The 22766-nt window shown below is 40.8% G+C and carries 25 protein-coding genes and 2 tRNA genes; 13 read left to right on the top strand and 14 right to left on the bottom strand.

Going from position 1 to position 22766, the window contains the following annotated elements:
• Positions 1-4 precede the first annotated feature (4 nt).
• Genes DPC56_RS03270 through DPC56_RS03230 form a run of 9 tightly spaced genes read left to right on the top strand, consistent with a single transcriptional unit; the run spans position 5 to position 8792 of the window.
• Positions 5-1996: a V-type ATP synthase subunit I gene (locus DPC56_RS03270; RefSeq protein ID WP_112093632.1), complete on the top strand. Its 1992-nt coding sequence runs from the start codon at positions 5-7 to the stop codon at positions 1994-1996.
• Positions 1997-2002: 6 nt separating this feature from the next.
• A complete protein-coding gene (locus DPC56_RS03265) occupies positions 2003-2491 on the top strand; it encodes a V-type ATP synthase subunit K (RefSeq protein WP_112093631.1) in 489 nt (162 codons plus the stop codon).
• Between the two features lie 4 nt (positions 2492-2495).
• Complete coding sequence (locus DPC56_RS03260; protein ID WP_112093630.1) at positions 2496-3116, top strand: V-type proton ATPase subunit E; 621 nt, start codon at positions 2496-2498, stop codon at positions 3114-3116.
• Positions 3117-3134: 18 nt separating this feature from the next.
• Positions 3135-4262 carry an ATP synthase A1 subunit C gene (ahaC, locus tag DPC56_RS03255; RefSeq protein WP_245923856.1) on the top strand — a complete coding sequence of 376 codons (1128 nt, stop codon included), beginning with the start codon at positions 3135-3137 and terminating at the stop codon, positions 4260-4262.
• Entirely contained in the window at positions 4259-4579 is a 321-nt protein-coding gene (locus DPC56_RS03250) for a V-type ATP synthase subunit F (protein WP_112093629.1), read from the top strand. Before ahaC ends, DPC56_RS03250 begins: the two co-directional genes overlap by 4 nt.
• The gene (locus tag DPC56_RS03245) at positions 4576-6336 is read left to right on the top strand and encodes an ATP synthase subunit A (protein WP_112093628.1); all 1761 of its coding nucleotides are present in this window, start codon (positions 4576-4578) and stop codon (positions 6334-6336) included. The genes DPC56_RS03250 and DPC56_RS03245 overlap by 4 nt, the downstream gene beginning before the upstream one ends.
• A complete protein-coding gene (locus DPC56_RS03240) occupies positions 6333-7724 on the top strand; it encodes an ATP synthase subunit B (protein WP_112093627.1) in 1392 nt (463 codons plus the stop codon). The genes DPC56_RS03245 and DPC56_RS03240 overlap by 4 nt, the downstream gene beginning before the upstream one ends.
• Positions 7725-7761: 37 nt before the next feature.
• A complete protein-coding gene (locus DPC56_RS03235; protein WP_112093626.1) occupies positions 7762-8403 on the top strand; it encodes a V-type ATP synthase subunit D in 642 nt (213 codons plus the stop codon).
• Entirely contained in the window at positions 8403-8792 is a 390-nt protein-coding gene (locus tag DPC56_RS03230) for a DUF22 domain-containing protein (protein ID WP_112093625.1), read from the top strand. The genes DPC56_RS03235 and DPC56_RS03230 overlap by 1 nt, the downstream gene beginning before the upstream one ends.
• 39 nt (positions 8793-8831) lie before the next feature.
• Here DPC56_RS03230 and DPC56_RS03225 read toward each other — a convergent pair whose 3' ends face one another.
• The gene (locus DPC56_RS03225; protein WP_146737605.1) at positions 8832-9275 is read right to left on the bottom strand and encodes a hypothetical protein; all 444 of its coding nucleotides are present in this window, start codon (positions 9273-9275) and stop codon (positions 8832-8834) included.
• A gap of 11 nt (positions 9276-9286) precedes the next feature.
• On the bottom strand, positions 9287-9619 hold the full coding sequence (locus DPC56_RS03220) for a hypothetical protein (protein ID WP_112093623.1): 333 nt from the start codon (positions 9617-9619) through the stop codon (positions 9287-9289).
• Between the two features lie 51 nt (positions 9620-9670).
• On the opposite strand from DPC56_RS03220, the gene DPC56_RS03215 reads away from it, so the two are divergent.
• A complete protein-coding gene (locus DPC56_RS03215) occupies positions 9671-10108 on the top strand; it encodes a DUF61 family protein (protein WP_220084809.1) in 438 nt (145 codons plus the stop codon).
• The gene (locus DPC56_RS08165; protein WP_181454368.1) at positions 10105-10266 is read left to right on the top strand and encodes a hypothetical protein; all 162 of its coding nucleotides are present in this window, start codon (positions 10105-10107) and stop codon (positions 10264-10266) included. The genes DPC56_RS03215 and DPC56_RS08165 overlap by 4 nt, the downstream gene beginning before the upstream one ends.
• Here the strand turns inward: DPC56_RS08165 and DPC56_RS03210 are convergent.
• From DPC56_RS03210 to DPC56_RS03190, 5 genes are all read right to left on the bottom strand, one after another.
• A complete protein-coding gene (locus DPC56_RS03210; protein WP_112093622.1) occupies positions 10263-11381 on the bottom strand; it encodes an ATP-grasp domain-containing protein in 1119 nt (372 codons plus the stop codon). The genes DPC56_RS08165 and DPC56_RS03210 overlap by 4 nt on opposite strands.
• A gap of 34 nt (positions 11382-11415) precedes the next feature.
• Positions 11416-11487, bottom strand: a tRNA-Gln gene (locus tag DPC56_RS03205).
• 34 nt (positions 11488-11521) lie between these two features.
• Positions 11522-11593 (bottom strand) — tRNA-Gln (locus tag DPC56_RS03200).
• A 387-nt stretch (positions 11594-11980) separates the two neighbouring features.
• A complete protein-coding gene (gene ppcA / locus DPC56_RS03195) occupies positions 11981-13429 on the bottom strand; it encodes a phosphoenolpyruvate carboxylase (RefSeq protein ID WP_181454367.1) in 1449 nt (482 codons plus the stop codon).
• A gap of 122 nt (positions 13430-13551) precedes the next feature.
• Entirely contained in the window at positions 13552-14811 is a 1260-nt protein-coding gene (locus DPC56_RS03190; protein WP_112093620.1) for a tRNA(Ile)(2)-agmatinylcytidine synthase, read from the bottom strand.
• 33 nt (positions 14812-14844) lie between these two features.
• On the opposite strand from DPC56_RS03190, the gene DPC56_RS03185 reads away from it, so the two are divergent.
• Complete coding sequence (locus DPC56_RS03185; RefSeq protein ID WP_181454378.1) at positions 14845-15786, top strand: transcriptional regulator; 942 nt, start codon at positions 14845-14847, stop codon at positions 15784-15786.
• Here the strand turns inward: DPC56_RS03185 and DPC56_RS03180 are convergent.
• On the bottom strand, positions 15783-16532 hold the full coding sequence (locus tag DPC56_RS03180; protein ID WP_112093619.1) for an aldo-keto reductase family protein: 750 nt from the start codon (positions 16530-16532) through the stop codon (positions 15783-15785). The two genes, DPC56_RS03185 and DPC56_RS03180, sit on opposite strands and share 4 nt — an antisense overlap.
• A gap of 113 nt (positions 16533-16645) precedes the next feature.
• Here DPC56_RS03180 and serA point away from each other — a divergent pair, with 113 nt between their 5' ends.
• Positions 16646-18223, top strand: coding sequence for a phosphoglycerate dehydrogenase (serA, locus tag DPC56_RS03175; RefSeq protein ID WP_112093618.1), 1578 nt, complete (start codon positions 16646-16648; stop codon positions 18221-18223).
• Here the strand turns inward: serA and DPC56_RS03170 are convergent.
• The 6 genes from DPC56_RS03170 to DPC56_RS08330 all read right to left on the bottom strand — a co-directional run bounded on the left by DPC56_RS03170 (position 18212) and on the right by DPC56_RS08330 (position 22602).
• Complete coding sequence (locus DPC56_RS03170; protein ID WP_112093617.1) at positions 18212-18643, bottom strand: Mov34/MPN/PAD-1 family protein; 432 nt, start codon at positions 18641-18643, stop codon at positions 18212-18214. The two genes, serA and DPC56_RS03170, sit on opposite strands and share 12 nt — an antisense overlap.
• Positions 18643-19380: a tRNA(His) guanylyltransferase Thg1 family protein gene (locus DPC56_RS03165; protein ID WP_112093616.1), complete on the bottom strand. Its 738-nt coding sequence runs from the start codon at positions 19378-19380 to the stop codon at positions 18643-18645. The genes DPC56_RS03170 and DPC56_RS03165 overlap by 1 nt, the downstream gene beginning before the upstream one ends.
• Positions 19377-20141 (bottom strand): aspartate dehydrogenase, encoded by a 765-nt coding sequence (locus tag DPC56_RS03160; protein ID WP_112093615.1) that lies wholly within the window; start codon positions 20139-20141, stop codon positions 19377-19379. Before DPC56_RS03160 ends, DPC56_RS03165 begins: the two co-directional genes overlap by 4 nt.
• 12 nt (positions 20142-20153) lie before the next feature.
• Positions 20154-20492 carry a PRC-barrel domain-containing protein gene (locus DPC56_RS03155; RefSeq protein ID WP_112093614.1) on the bottom strand — a complete coding sequence of 113 codons (339 nt, stop codon included), beginning with the start codon at positions 20490-20492 and terminating at the stop codon, positions 20154-20156.
• A 498-nt stretch (positions 20493-20990) separates the two neighbouring features.
• Positions 20991-22283 (bottom strand): deoxyribodipyrimidine photo-lyase, encoded by a 1293-nt coding sequence (locus tag DPC56_RS03150; RefSeq protein ID WP_112093613.1) that lies wholly within the window; start codon positions 22281-22283, stop codon positions 20991-20993.
• Between the two features lie 55 nt (positions 22284-22338).
• Positions 22339-22602 (bottom strand): hypothetical protein, encoded by a 264-nt coding sequence (locus tag DPC56_RS08330; RefSeq protein WP_220084808.1) that lies wholly within the window; start codon positions 22600-22602, stop codon positions 22339-22341.
• Positions 22603-22766 lie beyond the last annotated feature (164 nt).

Below are 22766 nucleotides of genomic sequence, written 5' to 3'. Positions count from 1 at the left end.
TAAAATGTTTCTACCAGCAAGGATGCGCAAACTTAAAATTATAACATTCGAAAAATATACTGACCCCGTGATCCGATCCTTGCACGAAGAAGGAATAACACAAATAGATAACATATCAGAGCGTATACAAGAGGACCCCCAATGGGCCCAACTATTAAAACCTTCAAAACCCACACCCCAGACTACTAGGATAGCATCTCTCCTAATGAGAACAACTGGTATAATAGATTTCATGAACACATTAATAACCAAGAAAAAGAAGATGAAAGAGGTTATAAAAGAATTCCTCAACCCCCCAATCCCAAAAAAGAGGAAAGTAGAAGAACTAGATTCAGAATCATTAATAAAAAAAGCAGAAGAGGAATTATCAAAGGTTGAAACGAGGATAAAATCCCTAGAAAGTAAATTAAACCAATTAGACGCGGAGAAGGGAGATTTAGAATCTACTATCAGCCTCTGGGGGAAACTAGTCGATTTTGATATTGATTTTACCGATATAGAAGAGTCCAAGTACATAACAGCTATCGTAGGGAAAATGCCCATCGAAAAGTTCAAAAAGGCGCCTGAGAAGATAAAAGAGATAACAGACAAATTCGCAATCTTCGACATTGAAACAGAACCCCCAACCGAAAGAAAAATATTCATAATAACCTTAAAAGAACACGAAGACGCCATAGCAACCCTACTAAGGCGAATGGACTTTGAAAGATTTGAAATAGCAGGTCTCAAAGGCAAACCCTCAGAAGTGATCCGAAAATCCAAGGAAAGGCTCAAAGAAATCCACGAAGAAAGAAAAACCACAATAGAAGAAGTGGAAAAGATAAAAAATGAATGGGAAGAAGAACTCCTCATACTCAAGGAACAACTTACAATCGAAAAGGAAAGAAACGAAATATATGCAGCCTTCGGCGAAACAGAAAACACAGTAATGCTAGAAACATGGGTCCCCCTCAAAGATTGTGAGAAAGCAGAAAAGATAATTAAAAAGGCCAGCGAAGACCATTGCGTTATTGAACGTGAAAAACCAAACCCTGACGATGACGTGCCAATACTCCTTGAAAACCCAAGATTCGCAAAACCCTTCGAAACATTCATAAAAATGTACTCACCCCCAAAATATAACGAATATGACCCCACAATCTTCATGGCAATAGTACTCCCATTCTTCTTTGGCTTCTGCCTTACAGACGCATTCTATGGGATAATAGATGCCCTAGTCGGGTTCATATTATACCGTGGCCCTGGGAAGGTTAACAAGTTCATGAGAAGTTTTGGCATAATATTCATGGCATGCGGCTTATGGGCGTTCATCCTAGGAATGGTCACAAACGGATTCTTAGGCGACTTCTTCCCACGCTTCTTCCACATAAACCTCCCAACAGTAATACCATTAATAGACGCGTTTAAAGAACCCCAAAACGTCCTCTTAATGGCTCTAGTCACTGGCGTGCTACATATAAACTTTGGACTTATAGTTGGCGCGAGAAACAATATAAAAATGGGTAACATGCGCGAGGCCATGGGATCACAGATAGTATGGCTCATACTCGAAGCTGGCATACTCCTACTTGCCCTAGGCTGGCTATTCAACATATTCCCATTACTAATAGCTGGGGGTGGTATAGCCGTCCTAGGGATCATACTATTGGTCTATTACAACGGACTCTTCGGACTTATCGATGCTTCAGGATTCCTAGGGACCATACTATCATATTCAAGACTTTTAGCCCTCTGTTTATCCACAGGGGGCATGGCCATGACAGTTAACATTGTCACGGAAATATGCGCTAATCTCATACCAGTAATTGGAGTGGCCCTAGCACCCATAATATTCGTATTTGGCCATATTGCTAATGACACATTCCAGAGTCTAGGTGCATTCATACACTCACTCCGTTTACATTATGTGGAGTTCTTCTCCCAATTCTTCATGGGAGGAAAAAGAAAATTCACGCCATTTAGTGCTGAAAGAAAACTTACCAAAATAGAGAGGTGAAAAAGAATGGTTGAGATTACACTAGGAACAGCTTTAGCAGCTGTAGGAGCTGGAATAGCTATAGCATTCGCAGGTTTCGGATCAGCTATAGCCCAGGGAAACGTAGCAGCTGCAAGTGTAGGTGCAGTTGCAGAAAAACCTGAAATGTTCGCAAGGGGCATTATATTCACAGCCCTGCCAGAAACACAGGCTATCTACGGATTCCTTATAGGAATATTAGTTATAGTATTCTCAGGAATCCTAGGTGGTGGTAAAGCACTTGGTACAACAGGCGGTATCATAGCCCTAAGCGCAGGTTTAGCCATAGGAGTTGCAGGTTTCGGATCAGCTATAGCCCAGGGAAACGTAGCAGCAGGTAGCGTAGGTGCAGTCACAGAAAACCCTGAAATGTTCGCAAGGGGCATTATATTCACAGCCCTGCCAGAAACACAGGCTATCTACGGATTCCTTATAGCAATACTCTTGCTCGTTGGTGGCGTTATGGGAGGAGGCTAAATAGATGGACCCTGGAGTGGACAAGATTGTCTCCAGCATAATCTCCGAGGCCCAGGAAAATGCTAACAAAATAGTCAGTGAAGCTGAAAAAAAAGCAGAATCCATAATAAAAGATGGTGAAAGAAGAGCAGCCATCGAAAAGGAGAAAATACTAGAAAATGCTAGAAAACAAGCCCGAATGCAATACCACCAGCTAATATCAGAGGCTAAAATGAAGGCCCGAAGGGCGGAACTGGAGGCGAGGGAAGAAGTAATCACCGAAGCGTTCAAAAGGGCTGAAGAAGAATTACAAAAAATAACATCTAGTAAAGATGAAAGATACATCCAATCATTAAAGAATATTATAAAAGAAGCCGCCACCGAAATCGGGGGAGGAGAACTGGTAGTCCACGTCAAGGAGGATGATAAAGAGAAGATAAGGGACTTGGATTCTATTGCAGAGGATGTTAAATCCGCCACTGGCAAAGATACTATACTCGAGCTTGGCGAAGCCATACAGACCATCGGAGGAGCCATAGTAAAGACCAAAGATGGGAGAATAGAGGTCAACAACACAATCGAAGCAAGACTTTCAAGGTTCGAAAAGTTTCTGCGTTCAGAGGTGGCAAAAATCCTCTTTGATTAAAAAAGGGAGAGATAATACATGATTGACAGCCCCACCATGTTAAAGGCGCTGATAAGTATAGTAGCAGCTGCAGGAGCCATCATCATAGTAGTACCCACAATAAAGTTTCTCAGGGACGTTGTACCATTCGCATATCCCACCGCAAGAGTGAGAGCAAGAATGGGGCGTCTATTCACAGACAGACAACTCGCAGAAATCATAGAAACCGAAAACCTTAAAGAATTCAAAAATTACTTGAGGGGCTTCCCAGATTATGCGAAATACATAGACGAGTACCCTATCGAAAAAGCCCTTGAAAGCCAACTCGCGGAAATCTACCAACTAATCACAGAAATAGCACCAAAAAGGCTGAAAAGAGTATTCGAGGTACAATCTAAAAAATGGGACATCAAGAACATAAAAAGTCTCTTAACAGCCAAAGATACTGGTTTAAGTCCAGAGGAGACAATGGACCTCCTAATACCCTTCGGCGAATTAAAAGACAAACTAGAAAAGTTAACAGACCTTAAAACAGTCGAGGATATAATAGCAGCCCTCGAAGACACAGAATATGGTCCAATACTCGAAGCGGCCTTCCCAGATTATGAAAAAACAGGGATGCTATTACCCTTTGAAGCCGCCCTCGATAAATATTACATGGAAACCATCCTAGAAGTTCTAGAAGAGATATCAATCCCCAAAGAAGATATTGAGATACTACGCACATATTTTGGCGCGCAAATAGACGCCACAAACCTCAAAATAATACTCCGCGCAAAAGCCGACAACCTCAAATACGAAGACATAAGCCCCTACATAATACCAGAAAGTTACCAACTACCCGAATGGAAACTAGAATACCTCATGGAAGCAGAAAACATAAAAGGCATGATAAGCGAATTAGAAGGCACAGACTATGGCCCAGTACTCACAGAAGCGTTCCCAAAATATGAAGAAACAGGATCACTGGCCACATTCGAGAGAGCATTGGAAAAATACATCAATGAAACCGCAAGAACCTTCGCACTAAAAAGACCCCTCGGTGTAGGTCCAATAATAACATTCCTCAGCCGAAAAGAGGCCGAAATCAAAAACCTCAAAGTAATAGCGCGCAGTAAAAGAGAACCAGCCTTCCCAGAACCCATACTTAAGGAGATGTTAATATGAGCACGCAAATAGCAGTAGTCGCAGATGCGGACACCGTAACAGGTTTCAGATTAGCAGGTATAAAAGAAGGACACGCTGTGGAAACCCCAAAAGAAGCTGAAAATATCATCAGAGACCTTATAAAAAAGGAAGTTTCTATTATAATCATCACCGAAAAAATTGGTGACGAATTAAGAGAATTTATTGATGAAACCACCGGATCACGCGCACTACCAATCATAATAGAAATACCCGACAAATACGGTCCCTCTGAAGAAAGGGTAGAACCCCTAAGAGAGCTTATCAAAAGAGTAATTGGAATAGAGTTGGTAAAATGATAAAGAAAGGAAAAATTATTAAAGTCGCAGGTCCCGTTATCATCGCGGAAGGAATGAGAGGAACACAAATGTATGAAATGGTAAGAGTAGGCGAAGAAAAACTGATAGGAGAAATCATCGAACTTGAAGGTGACACAGCCACCGTTCAAGTTTACGAAGAAACAACCGGTATCAAACCAGGAGAAACAGTGGAAAGCACAGGAGGCCCCCTCTCAGTAGAACTAGGCCCAGGGATCATCGGTTCCATCTTTGACGGTATACAAAGACCACTAGAAAACATCAAAATACTCACAGGAGACTACATACAAAGAGGCGTTGACGTACCCCCAATCCCAAAGGACAAAAAATGGGAATTCAAACCACTAGCAGAACCCGGACAAAAAGTACAAGGCGGAGACGTCATCGGAGAAGTTCAAGAAACCTCAGCAGTCACACACAGGATAATAATACCACCAAACATTTCAGGGACGCTGAAAAGCATAGAACCACAAGGAGAATACACAGTACTAGACACCATAGCAGAAGTAGAAACAGAAACCGGCACCGAGAAAATCCAGATGATGCAAAAATGGCCAGTTAGGAAACCAAGACCATACAAGAAAAAACTAGACCCTGACATACCACTCATAACCGGTCAAAGAGCACAAGACACCTTCTTCCCAGTGGCAAAAGGCGGAACAGCAACAATACCAGGACCATTCGGATCCGGGAAAACCGTAACCCAACAACAGTTAGCCAAATGGGCCGACGCCGACATCATAGTCTATGTCGGATGCGGAGAAAGAGGTAACGAAATGACAGAAGTACTAAAAGACTTCCCAGAACTTGAAGACCCAAAAACAGGAAAACCACTCATGGACAGGACAGTGCTCATAGCAAACACCTCAAACATGCCAGTAGCAGCAAGGGAAGCCTGCGTATACACCGGTATAACCATAGCCGAATATTTCAGAGACATGGGATACGACGTCGCCCTCATGGCAGACTCAACATCAAGATGGGCAGAGGCAATGAGAGAAATCTCAGGCCGACTCGAAGAAATGCCAGGGGAAGAAGGCTACCCAGCATACCTCGCATCAAGACTCGCACAATTCTATGAAAGAGCTGGTAGAGTTATAACAGCCGGAACAGAGGACAAAATAGCATCAGTATCAATAGTAGGCGCAGTATCCCCACCAGGAGGAGACTTCTCAGAACCTGTTACACAGAACACCCTAAGAATATGTAAAGTTTTCTGGGCACTTGACGCTTCACTTGCAGACAAAAGACACTTCCCAGCCATAGACTGGCTCCAAAGCTATTCACTCTACATCGACAGCATAGAAACATGGTGGGCTAAAAACGTCGACCCAGAATGGAGAACCACAAGAGACAATGCAATGGCCCTACTCCAAAAAGAAGCCGAACTTCAAGAAGTAGTGCAACTCGTAGGACCCGACGCACTACCAGACAGGGAAAGAATAACCCTAGAAACCACGAGGATGATACGTGAAGACTTTCTCCAACAGAACGCCTACCATGAAGTCGACACCTACTGCTCGCCAAAAAAACAATTAAAGATGCTCAAGACCATAATGAAATTCCATGAACATGCCACAGAGGCACTAGAGAGAGGAGCGCCCGCAGCAGAATTAGTAAACTTGCCAGTCAAAGAAGAAATTGGACGTATGAAATACATACCCGAAGATGAATTTGATGAAAGAATCAAAGAAATCGAAGAAAAGATAGTCCAACAATGTAATGAGGTGTTAAGATGAAAGTAGATATCAAAACCCGAGAATACACCACAGTAAGTGAAGTGTCAGGGCCCCTGATGATAGTGGAAGGAGTCGAAGGAGCAGCATATGGTGAAATCGTCGAAATCGAAACACCCACTGGTGAGAAAAGAAGAGGCCAAGTACTTGAAGTGCGAGAAGACATCGCCGTTGTACAAGTATTCGAGGGTACAAGCGACCTTAACACTGAAACAACAAAAATACGCTTCACAGGAGAAACAGCAAAAATAGGCGTCTCCATGGATATGCTAGGCCGCATATTCGACGGTACGGGAAAACCCATTGACGGCGGCCCAGAGATCATCCCAGAAAAAGAACTTGACATTAATGGTTATCCAATAAACCCCTCAGCACGAGCATTCCCAGCAGAGTTCATACAGACAGGTATATCAACAATCGATGGGATGAACACCCTAGTCAGGGGACAGAAACTACCCATCTTTTCAGGTTCAGGATTGCCACACAATGAACTGGCAGCCCAAATCGCAAGACAAGCAAAAGTTCTCACAGAAGAGAGCGAATTCGCAGTCATATTCACAGCCATGGGTATAACACACGAAGAGGCCAATTACTTCATGAGAGATTTTGAACAAACCGGCGCCCTCGAACGCGTAACAGTATTCATGAACCTTGCAGACGACCCAGCCATCGAACGTATAATCACGCCAAGGATGGCCCTTACAACAGCCGAATACTTTGCATTTGAGCATGACATGCACGTGCTCGTCATACTAACAGATATGACAAACTATTGTGAAGCTTTAAGGGAGATATCAGCTGCCAGGGAAGAAGTCCCTGGTAGGAGAGGATACCCTGGATACATGTACACTGACCTCGCAAGCATCTATGAAAGAGCGGGGCGTATAATCGGCAAGAAAGGGTCAATAACCCAGATGCCAATTCTGGTCATGCCACAGGATGATATTACACATCCAATACCAGACCTCACAGGTTACATTACAGAAGGCCAAATAGTGCTCAGCCGCGAACTCCACCGTAAAGGTATATACCCCCCAGTAGATGTTCTACCATCATTATCAAGACTCATGAGCGGCGGTATAGGAGAAGGAAGAACCAGAGAGGACCATAGTGGGGTTTCAGACCAATTATATTCTGCATATGCAGAGGGTCGAGACCTCCGCGACCTAGTTGCTGTGGTGGGTGAAGAAGCATTAACTGAAAGAGACCGTAAATACTTGCAATTTGCTGATGAATTCGAAAAAAGGTTTATAAACCAGGGACGTGACGAAGACAGGTCAATAGAGGAGACTCTCAACCTTGGCTGGGAGCTTCTAAGCATATTACCACGTGCAGAGCTCAAGAGAGTTGCCGAAGAGCACATTGACAAATACTTACCAAAAGGGGAATAAACCCCCAACATTTTACCCTTTTATGGGGGGATGAATTTTGGCGCAGGAGATAATTGAAGGGATCAACCCAACTAGGATGGAACTTCTGAAGCTTAAACAGAGAGAGAAGCTCGCTGTCAAGGGCTATAACCTATTAAAGGAGAAGAGGAACGCCCTTATCATGGAGTTCTTCAACATACTAGAGAGGGTTAGAGGAGCCCGTGAAAGGGTTGAAGAGAAATTGAAAGAGGCTTTTGAGGATTTAACAGAAGCGCAGATAATGATGGGTGACATGGCCGTTAACAAGGCTGCTATGGCGGTTAAAGAGTTTATCAAGGTTGAAATAGATTCCAGGAATATAATGGGTGTTGTTGTCCCAGTAGTGGAGATAGAATCAACTGAAAGATCCATGGTCGAGCGAGGATATGGTCTAGTAGACACTTCTGTTAAACTTGACGAGGCTGCTAAGAAATTCGAGGAATCAGTATCCCTCATAGTAGAATTGGGGGAGATAGAGAAGAGTGTAAGGTTACTTGCGGGGGAGATAGAATCTACAAAAAGGAGAGTTAACGCCCTTGAAAACATAATCATACCAAGATTGCAGAATACAGTCAATTACATTGAAATGCGATTAGAAGAGATGGAAAGAGAGAACTTCGTGAGATTGAAGATGATTAAAGAATCTATGGAGATGGAGTAATGGTCAGGATATTAACAAGACTCGGTGAGGTTAGAAGAGCCACTGAACAATACGCGAAAGAATTGGTTGATTTTAGATTAATAGATGCTGACATTTACGGTCACTTGAGGGCTATACTTGCAGCTGAAAATGTGAAGGTAAAAGCAGGGGAAGTAAAACCAATCAAGATAAAAAGGATCAGGATACCCAGTAACCATATAGTCTATTTGTGTGCTTATGCAACCCATGGATTAGGCCATGTAATTGCAGCCGGGGAAGAGGTGCCTCTACCTATTAGCATGGAGAGAAGCGCGGACCATGCGACATTTGTAGCGGCTTTAAGTGGGGAGATAAAAAAGAATGACCTTCTAGGTGTCCTAATACTCCTACCCATAGAATTAACCCATTAAAATTATCCCATCTGATTTGGGGGGGTTGATCTCCCCTCATTACCTAAATTCTGGTGGGTTGAATTCCTTTTTTACTTTGCTGCCTGGGCTGGTAAGTTCCATTAGGGTTTCATCAATGTCATCAAGTAGTTTATTTATTTGTTCTCTAATTTCATTATAGGGTTTTATCCTGGTTTCTCGATCCTTTTCAATTTTTTTCAATGCTTTTAATCTTAGAGTGTGGGAGTCCTTTCCTACTAATTTTTTGAATGTTGATGGATTCGCTTCGTAATCTTCTATCTCCTGGCGGATGGCTATCCTCTTTATAAGATAGTCCACCTCGATATCCCGTATATCCTCCATCAACTTCTTTTTTAACCGTCTGAGGATCCTCTTTTTCCTTTTTAATTTCATTAATGTTTTCTTGAACTTTGAAGGCGTGGAAGTGTCAATTTCCAAGTCTTCAACCTCTTTTATTATTTGATGATAATGATCTAATCTCATTTTTATCTGGCCTATGCGAATTTAAATTTGATTTCAAGGATGTCATCATGTATTATACATTTTGTGTTTATGTCTTCGTGTTCCTTCTCTAATTCTCGGATACGGTAGAGGACATTTGTAAGTGCACTTGTAGTGAATTTTCCAAAGCTATTCTCACCCTTGGATGAGACAAGGATGATTGAAACCCCTCCATCCTCTATCTTGACATTGTAGTTTATTGCATTAAGGTATATAGAATCTGCCAAGCGCTGGAGGATCTTGATATACTTTATTGGGAGTCCACTTGTACTTATAAGCTCTTTTATTTTATCATTTTCTCTACATTGTTCAATGTCAACATCCACTTTAACACCCCCCATAGGTATTTTGTATTATGAGATATTAATATAATTGTGATGAAAAATGAGATGGATAGAACTGAAAGAATTATAAAGAAGCAGATTGTCATCCTTAACAGACATGTGCCAAGGAAGAGGAAAACCCTAAAGGAACTTTTAGGAGAGGAAAAACCCCATGTGATTGGGGGGGATGGGAGCAGGCACAGGTTCAAGACAGACGAACTCAAGTTTATAGCCTCTTTACTTTCTGAGGATGAACAGGAACGTCTCAGGTTACCCATATACATAGAAATAGATGCGACAATCTCCGGCGCAAGGATAAAGGGGAAACTAGAAGTTAAAATAGTCTCAAAGATTATAGGAAGAGAAATAGACGAATGTGACATTCCAGATGAGATACACATTTATAATCCCGAGATTAAGATTCTAAGAAGAGAACTTCCAACCACAACCCAATATATTTTCCTCGTAAACAACCTGGGAGGCATTAAATGAGCAAGGACCCCATTGAAGAGTACCTCAAAGACCCTGATAGAAGAGCTAAAATATTCGTCATAATAACATGGGGCATGATACTCACAAGGATACTAATAGCAATAGGACTCATCATATTCATACTAGTACTCTTAGGCATAATAAGAGTGCCTGTCTAGTCTACAATCTTTAATCTTCCCATAACATCCTCAAAACTCCCCTTAATATTCCCCAGGACAGTATTGAGATTTTCATGAGAATCGAGCAAAGTTACCACAGGCTCGCCTGCTTCTATTATAGAACCACTACAGGGTATATCATATACCCTTGGAAGATTAAGATCGCCAACTTGGCACCTGTAGGGGGCATAGACTATCCTCTTTACCGTATACTTTTTCCTTGAAGGTTCTTTTACAAGTTCGCCTTCACAAGCCTTGATATGAGCAGATAACATGTTAATTCCAAGGGAAAGCTGAGCACATTCAAAAGTGCCTTGTATGCGAGGATTAACTTCAATCACATATAAACCATTAGAGGATAAAACCATGTCAACACCATTTGATCCTAAAAGAGACAAGCCCCTAATCACATCCTCTCCTACCTTCTTAATCTCAGGGTAAGGTGCAGGCACTATATTCCCAGAATATATGAGGTTATCCTCCCATCCTCTAATATTTGTGTCTATCAATTGCCTGCTTGTCAATATTGTCATAACATCCTTGCCAGTGGAGAGCACAGAAGCGCTTAAATGCAAGCCTTCAATAAATTCTTGGAGGATAAAAGGGCCTTCAAGCTTTCCCCTATAATCTGAGATGGGGGAAACTCCAAAACCCCCAGACCCTATTAAAGGTTTTATTAGGAATCTTTTTCCTGGCTCCTGTTCCTGTATCTCACATGCTTCTTTTATGTCATCCAACTTGTAAGTTTCTGGGACTTTGAATTTCCCACGCAACCTCTTATATAAACTGTACTTGTCTTCTATTTTCCGCGTCTTCTTGTTACCAAGGATTTTCTGGGAAGGGAAATCCTCGGGGGAACCTCCACTTAAAACTATGATCTTGTCAACCTCATCTAGAAAATCTTCGGCTAAAATTTTAAGATATGATGGTTTGAACTCCTCATGGAATCTCCCCGAAGATTTTAAAGGCTTCTGTTCTAGTATGCACCTTCTTTCATGATAAGAATAAAAATCTCTTGGACAATAATAGCTTACAGAATAAACCTCGAATCCAAGCTTATATGCTGCTTCTGCAACAGGCCTCGTATTCACACCTACTATGAGGAGTCTCTCCATTTTTAAACCTTCAAAAAAGCAATATTGGTGATGATAGTCCCGAGCGGAGTCGAACCGCTGTCACCGGGTCCAAAGCCCGGTAGGATTACCACTACCCCACGGGACTATGAGAATTTGTCTAAAAGCAATATTTGGGATGATAGTCCCGAGCGGAGTCGAACCGCTGTCGATGGGTCCAGAGCCCATCAGGATTGCCACTACCCCACGGGACTATAAGAACATTAACCCCACTTCAACTGCGAATTATCCCCCCATTGTATTGGGGGGGCTTCCAGCGTTTAGCTAGTGCTCCAAGCTCCCCGGCTTCATGGTTTGCGGGGTTCACTGCTCCGCCATCTCCTGCCCTTCATTAAGGCCTGGATTATCCCTAAATTCGAATTTTGAACACACTATGTGGGAACATCCCCAAAAAATATTTAAAAACTGGGGATATTTAAATTTTTCGACATTTATCTTCCCCCTTCAAAAGAGAGTCCTCTCTAAAAAAGATAAAAGCTTTCCCGGTTGTGCTTCTTTTGTCCTTAAAAAATGGATTTAAGGGCAAAGGATCATTAAAGGGATTAGCCATGGCAAACTCCCTACCAGTCCTTGCTGTTTTTTTATCCGAGAAATCTTCTTAGACTTGCCGCTTCGAGAATCCTTGTCTGGATTACCCTTATTTGACCAAGTGATAAGCTCTTGTTTATATCATCAACTAATTTTTTGTGCTTTCTGTCATATTCTATATCAGGGAAGTGTTCTTTGATCTTCCAGTATAGTTCATCTTCCAAATATGGTGAATGAGGGTTCAAGTATCTGAGGGCATCTAACATGTCCCTTTCAAGGTTTATGTAAATTTCGTGGAGGTGTTCAATCTCTTTATCAGAGAGCGCGTTGAAGCCTAGGATTTCAGGTGGCACTCCGATAGAATAAAGGGCTGCTGTGAAGGTTATGGCTCTTGGTAGGGAAACTTTTCCAATGCTCCTTGAATAGCCGAAAAGTCCTATGTGGAGTTTCCTTTTCCTCCTCTTGGGCACATATTTAGCTATCCGGTTTATGATATCTGTGAGTTTCAGAACTTGGCGACGATATTCCCTACAATATTTCTCCATGACTTCAAGCGCGACTTCTACGTCTATCTCCTGTGCCTTGTTTGGTTTTTTCGATTTTAGTCTGTCAACGGCCTTGATAACTTCCCGTGGCGGGTGGTCATATTTGAAGGATGATTGTAATGTGAAAGTGTAAGTGCTTGGATATTCTTTCATGACGTTATTTACATTGGATGGTTTTAAGTTTCCACGGAAGGGTGCCGAACCCATCCCTATTATAGGATATATTCTTATCCCTGTTTCTTTCTCGAGTTCTTCAAAATCTTGAAGGGCTATCTTATTAAGTATTACAGCGGATATCATCCCATAGTTCATGGCCGGATCTGAACGTGCCAGGAAAACTCTTTGATGGTGTATGTCCTTCCCATCTAGATATTCTCTGGTTATGGTGGATGCCGAAAGCATCCCATTATAGTCTTCAAAGAGGGGTATTACATTTATGCTTTGGGGTTTGAATTCTCCTATCCATTCTTTTATTGTCACATCCCCGAGTGAGAAATTCTGTTTTTCAACGACAAATTTTTTATAGTAATTGTAGATGCGATTAAGGGAGGCGCTCGATGAAGTCATGGGTAGTATAACCTCAAAGACTGGGGCCACTTCCATATCATAGAATAATGTGGCTGTATCATATGAACGGGGTATGCTTTCAAGGGTTTCGAGGAGTATCTTCGCCTCTTCACGTTCTACTGTAGGATTAGGAACCCTCAGGGTTAATCTATAATCCTTTCCTAGTATGTTTTCTTGGAAGAATGATTTATAATTTGCAAGGAGTTTTTTAACGACATAATTATCAACTTCTTTACCTTCACAATCCCACATTTGCTCATCACATCCAAGATGAGAAAACACATAATATGCTTCTTTTATTTCATCCTCTCCACTAAGAAGCGGACTTGAAGCGAAAAATGGTGGATTTACATTATCTGGATGCTGTGTACTCATACACCTTGGAATCATAATTATACACCTATATTATACTAATAGAAATTATGATATAAGTGTTGTCTTGATGATGGGATACCTTTTAAGTGGTCTTTTGGTGGATAATCAATTTTAAGTGGATTTTACAATTGTGGGGCCTATGAACATCCTTTTATTCCCATCCTTATGAGTTGTTTTGAGAGGTGGCGTCTTGCACAGGTTGGAACCTCATAGTATCCTTCATTTAATGATCTTGGGATTTTCCTTGGGATTTTCTGGCCATTCAATTTTCTGCCGCAATTTGGACATTTAAACCCTTTATTTTTTCCCGCTGATTTCATCCTTTTACCACAAGAACAAATAGGGTTCTCATATTCTATCAAGGGTTTTACGTGTTCTATTTTCATCTTTTCGATATTTAGGGTTCCATGGATTCCTATACCCCCAAATACTTTCACTTTATCCCCTGGTCTTAATTTCATTACTATTTTTCGGAAATCTTTGGTAGGTTCATAAGCTGCACATTCTATTTCACCGGTATTATCTTTTAATGTGAAGAATACGTGTCCTCCTTCAATTACCCTGGGCCTATCTTTAACTTCGCCTGAAACAAGATAACAGCTGAATTGTTTCATCTGGGATATGCTCTCAGCCTTTTGGATGTGTTGATCGGTATGTTGATTGGTTTCGAAGATGCAATATCTTTCGATTTTTTCTCCAACTTTTATCATCTGATTAGCTCTTATAAGGGCCTCGGGGGATTCGCCCCTTATACCATAGAGGATTGGACAAGGAGTGTGGGGTGCTATAGCCATATAATCATCGTCAATATTGTCAAATGTTTCGGGATAGGTCTCTTTATCCATCCTCTTAACAGATTCTTTGTCAATTTTTCTCTTTTTACCATAATTTTCAGGTGAACGATAAGCTATAAGCTCATAGGTCTTATCTGGTAAAGGGCATCCTATAGCCGCTAATGCCCCTATAATACCTCTACCATTTTTGTATTCATAAACTTCAGCCCCAATTTTATCGGCTAATCTCTTAGCATCATCTATTGTTAATATTCGCCTTATAGCATCGAGTGCGAATCTTTTCAAACTATCATTAATTTCACCCTTATAGAACACTACCCCAGGATTTGTATTATCATTTTCAAGCTCCGAAAACTTTGATACAAAAGACAACACCACATTTTTTACTTTTTCGATTTCATCCTCCCCTTGGACCTCCACTCTAAATGAAACCGCCCCATTACCCCTTGTTTTATTGGGGGCGAAGGGGTTGAGTCTTATCAATCTAGGATAACCCTTCACAGCATAACCGCAAACCTTAAGTTTCTCGATTATTAAACATGAAACATAGGTAGTGCACATTCCACTGGGAGAATCTGTATCATCGATACCAACGTGTAACATGCTTCCCACCCCCATTCGGTGATTTAATTGAACATCATGAAAAGGGAAGAAATACTCCAAGAACTGTACAATATACTTGCAACACATGGGTTTAGAGTATCCCATATTTATGAGAGAAGTTGCTTTGACCTCCTAGCAAGGAAGAAACTGTTACTTCTCCTATTAAAAGTACTTGTTAATATAGATTCTATTAATAGTTTACAAGCTCATGAAATAAAAAAGGTTGCCTACACCTTCCTAGCAGCACCCCTCATCATAGGCGTAAAATCCAAGACAGACTACCTTGAAGAGGATGTAGTATACGAAAGACATGGCATACCAGTCATAGCCCTCAAAACATTGAAGAATATGATAATAGAAGGCCATCACCCAGAAGTTTTCGCTGATAGGGGCGGATATTATGTGCAGATAGACGGTGACACCCTAAGGGAGGTTAGAGAAGAATATAATATGTCACTCAAGGACCTTGCAGATCTAGCCCACGTATCAAGGGAGACCATCTATAAGTATGAGAACGGCCTTGTAAGAGCCTCCCCAGAAACTGCAACGATACTTGAGGAGATACTAAATATAAAGATAATACTCTCAATTGACCTTTTCAAGACACCAGAGGTTGACAAAGACATCATAGAAAATAGACCCGGCAAGAAGGCTGAAAAACTTGTTGAACTAGGCTTTGGCGTGATCCAAACCCAGAAGGCGCCATTTGACGTGCTCGCCAAAGACATGAAATTCGAGGATACAGTTATCACAGATCTTGAAAAAAATAGGGATACTCGAACCCTTAAGAGGATGGCCATACCTTTAAAGGACATATCACTGATAACGGGATCCGACGCTGTTTTCATATTGAAAAATCCTAAGATCAAAGAATCCCTTGAGGGCATCCCAGTAATCAAAGATTGGGAGATAGATGAAATAGAAAGTTCAAAGGAGTTCTTGAAGATAATAGCCGAGAGAAAAGAATACAATTAATACTCAAAGAGCAAAGTGAAAGTCTCCTCGGCTTCTTCTATGGATGCAACACCTATACTAACCATGTCAATATAATCCACACTCTCCAAGAATTTAAAAGCCTCATCAGGTTTTAATATCCCAGCAGCTAATACTTTATGTGCCATGATAAACTTACCAGTGTCTAATATCATCTCTTTCAGTTCTCTCCTCTCATCTTCTAAAAAACTGGGAAAATCCATCATATATCCAAGCTTGTTTAACGGTATCATGTAAATGTCAAAAAGATCTAGTATATCAGAAGCGAGAAGTTTCATTGTAGTATTCCGTGGAAAAGCAGTTATAAGACCGCATACTATGCCCAGGTCATTTATAGAATTTAAAAGATCCGCCAATTCCCATGTTTCTAATTTATCAGTGTATTCTTCATCTAATAGCATGGCATCCGCATCCAAGTCTAAAAGGAGCTTAAGATCCTCTTGGAATCTTCCAGCCCTTATAGTGCCGATGATAGTGAAATCTAAACCCGATTCAACAGCCCCAGTTAATGCCTTGATAACCGGGGGTTCAGGTATGAGTTGTATTGCTCTAACACCCAAATCATAGGATCTCTTAATGATCCTCTGTATATTATCCGGGTTATTATAAAGGTCTATTTGATATAGGCGAGACCTATGACCAAAATATGCTAAACCTGCAAATGGTGCCGTTCCTAATGAAGTACATGGTATACTCTTATCCTTGATTTTAATGGATCCATCAAACATACTCCCAACCCACCCCTTATATATATGGTGTAAAATATATTAGGTTTCCGAGAATAAAATTATATTCTACTTTCTAATCTTTACAATCATCAGAGTTTTAGCAGGTGGAAAATATGAGAGTACTTGTCGCAGATTCAATCAATGAAAAAGGGATAGCCGAACTTGAAAAGGTGGCCGAGGTCGTAGTTAATACTAATATAACACATGAAGAACTCCTAGAGAGTATAAAAGATTTTGATGCTATTATTGTAAGGAGTAGGACGAAGGTCACGAGGGAAGTTATAGAGGCTGCTCCAAGATTGAAGATCATCGCAAGAGCAGGTGTGGGCGTGGATAACATCGATGTTAAAGCCGCCACTGAAAAGGGTATCATGGTTATAAATGCCCCTGAATCCACTTCTATCACAGTCGCGGAACATACCATGGGTCTAATGTTAGCACTTGCAAGGAAGATACACCTAGCTGATAAGTCTGTGAAGGAAGGTAGATGGGAGAAGAGCAAATTCATGGGCATGGAACTCAACAACAAGACCCTTGGGGTTATAGGGATGGGTAGGATCGGATCCCAAGTGGTTAAACGTGCAAAATCATTTGGGATGAATGTGCTCGTCCACGACCCATATATTAGTAGAGAAACGGCTGATGAAATGGGCGTGGAGATAGTTGACCTTGAAGAACTACTCAAGAAGTCTGATATTATAACCATACATGTCCCATTAACCTCAGAGACACGATATCTTATATCAGATCGTGAATTGGATATGATGAAGGATACAGCTTTCATAATAAATTGCGCCCGTGGAGGTATAGTGGACGAGGAAGCATTGTACAATGCATTAAATGAAGGTAGGATAGGTGGGGCTGCTCTCGATGTATTTGAGGAGGAGCCTCCGAAAGGCAGCCCACTCCTAAAATTGAATAATGTGGTTTTAACTCCCCACATAGGAGCCTCAACAGTCGAAGCCCAGCGAGACGCGGCTATAATCGTTGCAAATGAAATCAAGAAGGTTTTTGAGGGTGGAACACCCCAGAATGTGCTTAACATGCCAGTGTTAGACCCTGAAACCTTCAAGTTCTTGAAACCATACATTGTATTAGCCGAGAAACTAGGCAGTCTTGTTGTGCAGGCAACACCTGGGAAAATAGAAAACTTGGAGGTTACCTACTGTGGTGAATTAGCTGAAATACCACAACAGGACATCCTCACAAGAACTATACTACAGAGCATATTAAACCCCATACTTACAGAGCCTGTAAACCTAGTTAATGCGCCTATGATCGCAGAGAAAAGGGGTATGATAGTTACAGAGGGTAAAAGGTCAGAATCTGGGGATTATAAGTCACTTATAGTGTTAAATGTTAAATCTGATAAGGGAGAGTTTAGTGTTGAGGGGACCTATATTAAGGAGCCTAAGATAGTTAAGATAAATGATTATAAGGTGGATATAAAACCTGAGGGTATAATGTTAATAGCAAAGTATAAGGATCTCCCAGGGACTATTGGCGCCATAGGGACAAAGCTTGGAGAGCATAACATTAACATAGCTATCATGCAAGTTGGCAGGAAAGAAATTGGTGGCGAAGCTGTAATGGTCCTTAAAGTGGACCAAGAAGTGCCTTCCACAGTCCTAGATGAGATAAAGGAACTAGAGAATGTGTATGATATTGTCGCGATCGAATTATCCCATTAAAATTTCGATTTCTATCCTATTACCAAACCTGTCATAGGATGCTATGCTTTCCTTTTGATATGGATAGGCTATTATCATATGGAATAGGCCATTTTTTGAGAAGAAGTGAAGATCTTCCCTTGAAGGCTTACTGTTTGGTGTGGGATGAGAATGGACTGATCCTATGGTAGATGTAAATGGTGGTAACATGAAGGTCTGCATTACAGCACCTTCATTTGAGGTTTCACCTGGTAGAAAAATTAATCCAGTGACATGGAGGGTCTCATCCTCTATTTTACCCTCAAGCAAGGCTGCGAATTCTCTGGGATGGGCATTTCGTGCAGTTTCTATTATATCATCTATGACCTTTGAATCAACTTGCACTCTTTTGATTTTCTTAATCCCAAATATTTTCTCCAGAAGATAATCTGTAATCCCCATTATTTTATCCCTTCTATTGTCTTGAAAAAGTCTTCGTTAAAAATTGGAAGTTTTTTGTCGACTACGATCCTCTTTCTCTCTGATTTCACCTCTTTTTTGTATCTGGGATCATAGCCCTTTATAGTAACAATTCGCTTGTATACTCCAATACCTCTCCTATGCCAAGTGGGGACCTTCGCAAGGTTCACACCCCTCTCAAAGAGGAGTTCGTGGATGTCACCTGATTTTAAACCTTTAAGTTTTTCCGTGGCTGTCTTCTTGTCCATGGTTTCTCTTAAAGTCCAATAGGCATAACTGTTAAGACAGTTTCGCCATGCCTCGTCTTGTCTTGCCTTGAAATATTCTACTAGTAGATGGTCACCTAGGGGGATGATGCGACTATCAAATGATATAGGCTTTCTAATGTTATCCCTTTTGAATTTTTTAAGGAGGCAGAGTATAAATGATGTTCCTGTGAAACTTGCGAGTACAGAATCGAGTTTCTCGATGCGGCCATTGAATGGTAACTCCTCAAATAGTATGTTGATCTCATCAGAGAATGTGTAAATGAAAATCGGACTAAACTCTTTCATGAGGTTAATTGAAGTTTCAACCATGCAATCTGCAAAAAAGGGATCATATGGCCTCTTGAAGTCTAATTCTCTGGTTAGTCTATGGAATCCTCTTCCATCAAGCCTTGCAACTACCTTGCAGCCACATGGGGGCTTAATATTGGAGTAGATTTCGCATTCTTTCATGTGCCGACCTTGAAGTTCTCGCTTAAACTCTTGAGGAGTTTGATAGCGGAATAGGCTGCTAGTACGCTCGTTTTGGGGTTGAGTGAGCATCTGATATTCTTTGCGATGGTTTTTAATTCTCCAAAGTCTCCTTTAACAGTGATTTCATGCAAATTCCGGTCTACTTGAGGATCCACTATAATCTCGACTTCCACGTCCATGTTACATGCTATGCTGAGTGTGGCTGCTACGTTTATGTTAAGGGGGAATTTTTTAACAGCTTCCGAAGCATTACCCTTATATAGTACTTTTTTTTCATCGGTGGATATGCCCAGTGAACGTGGAGGCTTCCTTGTGACTAATTTAACAGAGGTGATCTTACCTATAGAGGCTGCTTTTATACCATCCAAGCCTACTATAGCACCTGAGGGGATGTAAACATTCGCGTTATTCTTTGAGGCTAAATTTTCGATCTTTGAACGGAGCTCTTTATCCATTAGAGCCCCTACACTCATTATAAGAACGTCTTTTCCTGCTTTGAGGATATCGGGGACGATCTCGGCCACGGCCTCGGGGGATGCGGCTTCTATTACAAGATCGACCTTGTCTAACATATCCTCTACTTTTAAAACCGCGATCCCATCTACTATAGATGATAGGTTCTCGGCTTTTTCAAGATCTCTATCATAGAAGAATTTCAGTTGGATGTTAGAATCTTCCTCCAAAATGTAACTTGTGATGATGTTAGCTATGGCTCCGCAACCCACTATCCCTACTATCATTGAACCCTACCCTTATCTTATTGGGGTTTCATAGGATTTTTTGACCTCAGATGTCTTAACCTCTGGGGATATTATAAGTATGTCACCTACGGCTTTAACCCTCTCATATGGGATGTCTATCATGCCTTCTTCTCTTAGTGGTCTGATTTCATCGGATTCTGGGACTATACGTATGCTGGTCTTCAGAACATCTTTTAATCCCAGATCTCTTTTCTCGGGGCTCATTGCCTTTGCTTTAAGTTTTGACACTCGACCCTTCTTTATGTTAAGGACAACATCCTGGACCCTACCAACATATTTACCTCGAGAAGTGTATATGTCAAGACCATAAAGGTTGGATAATTCCACCATAATTTCTACACTCCTACCCCCTTTTTGGGTATTTCTTATATGAAAGTCTATTTCATTTTATAATTTAAATAGTTTTATAGGATGAGATTTTTTTGGAGTGCTCCAATGTGGGATAAAAAGCAGAGATTATCGATTAAAGTTGGCTGATGGACCTATTATTTCATATAAAAGCTTTTTAAATTGGGCTGCTCATGATACAACATGAATTGATGAATTCGAGTCCCCTCTGAAGCATTAGTTATTCGTATCCTGAAGTCGAGGAACTTCACCACCACAAAATGTTACCAATCAAAGAAAGGGATAGGATCAATAAAAATTGAAGTAAATTTTCCATCATTGCCTATTTATCAAAATGTAGTCAAAGATGGGGGCTGCCATGGATACTAGGTGCCTCCTTAGTCTCCATTAAATTTTTTTGATCGCTTTTAATACCAAATTATTGTGGACTAGCCCTAGTCTACATAGACCAATTTTGGTAAAAAAAGAATAGGAAAAGTTTTAAAGTTGCTGGGTTTCAATTGTTTCGATTCTGTTGACATATTCTTGTATTTTGAACTTTCTTTCAAGTCCACGGTCATTCATGTACCTGACTTTCCCAAATATCCTTCTTTCACCCCAAGCGCGATCGTGCTTCCCAAAACACCAAGCAACTCCGGCGAACCCATTTGGGTCGCGGCCATCTATTTCGTATTTATTATTAAGGTGAAGCGCATAGCCGTGCATTTTCCCAGTGAGTACCATTTCTTTCTGGGCAGCGTTCCAGTATTTGTCGTGAGTTTCACCCTTTTCAAATTCTTTTAACCCGTATTCGTATTCTCTTGGATCAGAAGCGTGTTCCATCAATGTATTGTAGGCCCATTTTGGTAGGGACTTGATCTTGTAATAGTTTTTATTGTAATGGACAAAGTTCATGCTGAGTTCCCTTCTTACAATGAGTTCTTCCAGAAATCTTGTACATCTTCCCGCTTTTGAAGCCTTGTAGGCTAAGTATAAAGGTGATATTTGTCCAAAGTGCAAGTATGGGCTCATATTTGATAGACAGTTTCTTACAGGGTCGTTTCTGAATTTTTCGAAACATTCAAGTTTTTCTGATAAGAACTTTTCAAAGAGTTTAATTGCTTCTTTTGTGCCGCCTTGGAATATGGATGGTGTCATTTCATCCTTCACGCCCAGTTTTTTCATGAGTTTGTCAGGATCAGGGTCTGCTGATTCAATGTCAATATCAAGTGAATTTACTTTAAGGGTCCTTGGATACACTGGTTTCATGAAATACTTTAGTTTACGGGTTATTTTAGGCCTGAATGTTCCGGCGGAGTATTCTTCTTTATTAGAGGCTATTTCAACAGGTACAATAACATTGCTTTCCACTTGGATTAGTGGGCAGTTAATATATTTTTTGAGTTCGTCGTACCACCTTTTTTGGATTTCAAGGTAGCCTTTATCTGTTATAACAAGTGAAGCGTCATCTGAGTATTTTAAAACTGTGGAAGGGGGCTTATCAAGTTGTATTGAGAATGCCACTCCCCTCTTTTCTAGTTCATTTTTAACATGGAGGAGTCCTTCAATTAGAAACCTGTAATGGCGTGAATTAGCCTCTGGGAAGTCTGAAGTAAGTCCAAAAACTGTTAATAGAGGTTTTTGCATCTTGTTGGCTGTTTCGATAGCGTATTCAAGAGCATGATTCCAGTGGGCTCTTACAGATGCTTGCATCCAATATAGAATGTAATCTCCATGGGTGGTATCCATGGATTTAAATTCGTTCAAGTTTTTAATTCTTTCTTTATGTATCATAGGCATTCCCTAAACTATTTCATGTTCTTCTGGGACGGTAAGGATCATAAAAAAATCAATATTTAACTATGTTATGAAACTCAAATAATTTATCTATGCCATCCAGATTCTTGAAGAATCTCATCAGATAAATTTCTTTAGAGGGATCCTCCATTACCCGCAAATTCCCTAGAATCCTTCCATTTTCGAAAACAGCGAAAATAAAGTTTGCTTTTAACGGCGCTGCCAAAAAGATCCCACTTCCAACATTCCAAGGGTGGAGTGAGGGCTTCAGTATAAGTCCGCCGAAGATCCAAAAAAATCCGAAAAGCGTCTTCAAATTACTTTACAAGGAGGCTTAAGATCAACGTTCATATCTACAACTGTTGTCTGATGCGCTTGCTCAGAACAGTAGTTGCTCTAAATTTTCAAATACTTTAAGTACCTTAATATAATTAGTGTTCATAAAAAACTTTATTTTTTCGTCCGAGAGGTTAATAGGTA

Origin of the sequence: Methanothermobacter tenebrarum, assembly GCF_003264935.1 — an archaeon.
Classification (GTDB): domain Archaea; phylum Methanobacteriota; class Methanobacteria; order Methanobacteriales; family DSM-23052; genus Methanothermobacter_A; species Methanothermobacter_A tenebrarum_A.
The sequence above is the reverse complement of the archived record's forward strand: the minus strand, read 5'-3'. Positions and strand labels throughout refer to the sequence as shown.

Coding starts and splice junctions, on each gene's coding strand:
- DPC56_RS03260 (WP_112093630.1), top strand. CDS start 2,496: ATGGACCCTGGAGTGGACAAGATTGTCTCCAGCATAATCTCCGAGGCC.
- DPC56_RS03230 (WP_112093625.1), top strand. CDS start 8,403: ATGGTCAGGATATTAACAAGACTCGGTGAGGTTAGAAGAGCCACTGAA.
- serA (WP_112093618.1), top strand. CDS start 16,646: ATGAGAGTACTTGTCGCAGATTCAATCAATGAAAAAGGGATAGCCGAA.
- DPC56_RS03160 (WP_112093615.1), bottom strand. CDS start 20,141: ATGATAGTAGGGATAGTGGGTTGCGGAGCCATAGCTAACATCATCACA.
- DPC56_RS03245 (WP_112093628.1), top strand. CDS start 4,576: ATGATAAAGAAAGGAAAAATTATTAAAGTCGCAGGTCCCGTTATCATC.
- DPC56_RS03225 (WP_146737605.1), bottom strand. CDS start 9,275: ATGAGATTAGATCATTATCATCAAATAATAAAAGAGGTTGAAGACTTG.
- DPC56_RS03250 (WP_112093629.1), top strand. CDS start 4,259: ATGAGCACGCAAATAGCAGTAGTCGCAGATGCGGACACCGTAACAGGT.
- ahaC (WP_245923856.1), top strand. CDS start 3,135: ATGATTGACAGCCCCACCATGTTAAAGGCGCTGATAAGTATAGTAGCA.
- DPC56_RS03210 (WP_112093622.1), bottom strand. CDS start 11,381: ATGGAGAGACTCCTCATAGTAGGTGTGAATACGAGGCCTGTTGCAGAA.
- DPC56_RS03165 (WP_112093616.1), bottom strand. CDS start 19,380: ATGAAAGAATGCGAAATCTACTCCAATATTAAGCCCCCATGTGGCTGC.
- DPC56_RS03265 (WP_112093631.1), top strand. CDS start 2,003: ATGGTTGAGATTACACTAGGAACAGCTTTAGCAGCTGTAGGAGCTGGA.
- DPC56_RS03150 (WP_112093613.1), bottom strand. CDS start 22,283: ATGATACATAAAGAAAGAATTAAAAACTTGAACGAATTTAAATCCATG.
- DPC56_RS03240 (WP_112093627.1), top strand. CDS start 6,333: ATGAAAGTAGATATCAAAACCCGAGAATACACCACAGTAAGTGAAGTG.
- DPC56_RS03190 (WP_112093620.1), bottom strand. CDS start 14,811: ATGTTACACGTTGGTATCGATGATACAGATTCTCCCAGTGGAATGTGC.
- DPC56_RS03180 (WP_112093619.1), bottom strand. CDS start 16,532: ATGTTTGATGGATCCATTAAAATCAAGGATAAGAGTATACCATGTACT.
- DPC56_RS03215 (WP_220084809.1), top strand. CDS start 9,671: ATGAAAAATGAGATGGATAGAACTGAAAGAATTATAAAGAAGCAGATT.
- DPC56_RS08165 (WP_181454368.1), top strand. CDS start 10,105: ATGAGCAAGGACCCCATTGAAGAGTACCTCAAAGACCCTGATAGAAGA.
- DPC56_RS03270 (WP_112093632.1), top strand. CDS start 5: ATGTTTCTACCAGCAAGGATGCGCAAACTTAAAATTATAACATTCGAA.
- DPC56_RS03170 (WP_112093617.1), bottom strand. CDS start 18,643: ATGGGGATTACAGATTATCTTCTGGAGAAAATATTTGGGATTAAGAAA.
- ppcA (WP_181454367.1), bottom strand. CDS start 13,429: ATGATTCCAAGGTGTATGAGTACACAGCATCCAGATAATGTAAATCCA.
- DPC56_RS03155 (WP_112093614.1), bottom strand. CDS start 20,492: ATGGTGGAATTATCCAACCTTTATGGTCTTGACATATACACTTCTCGA.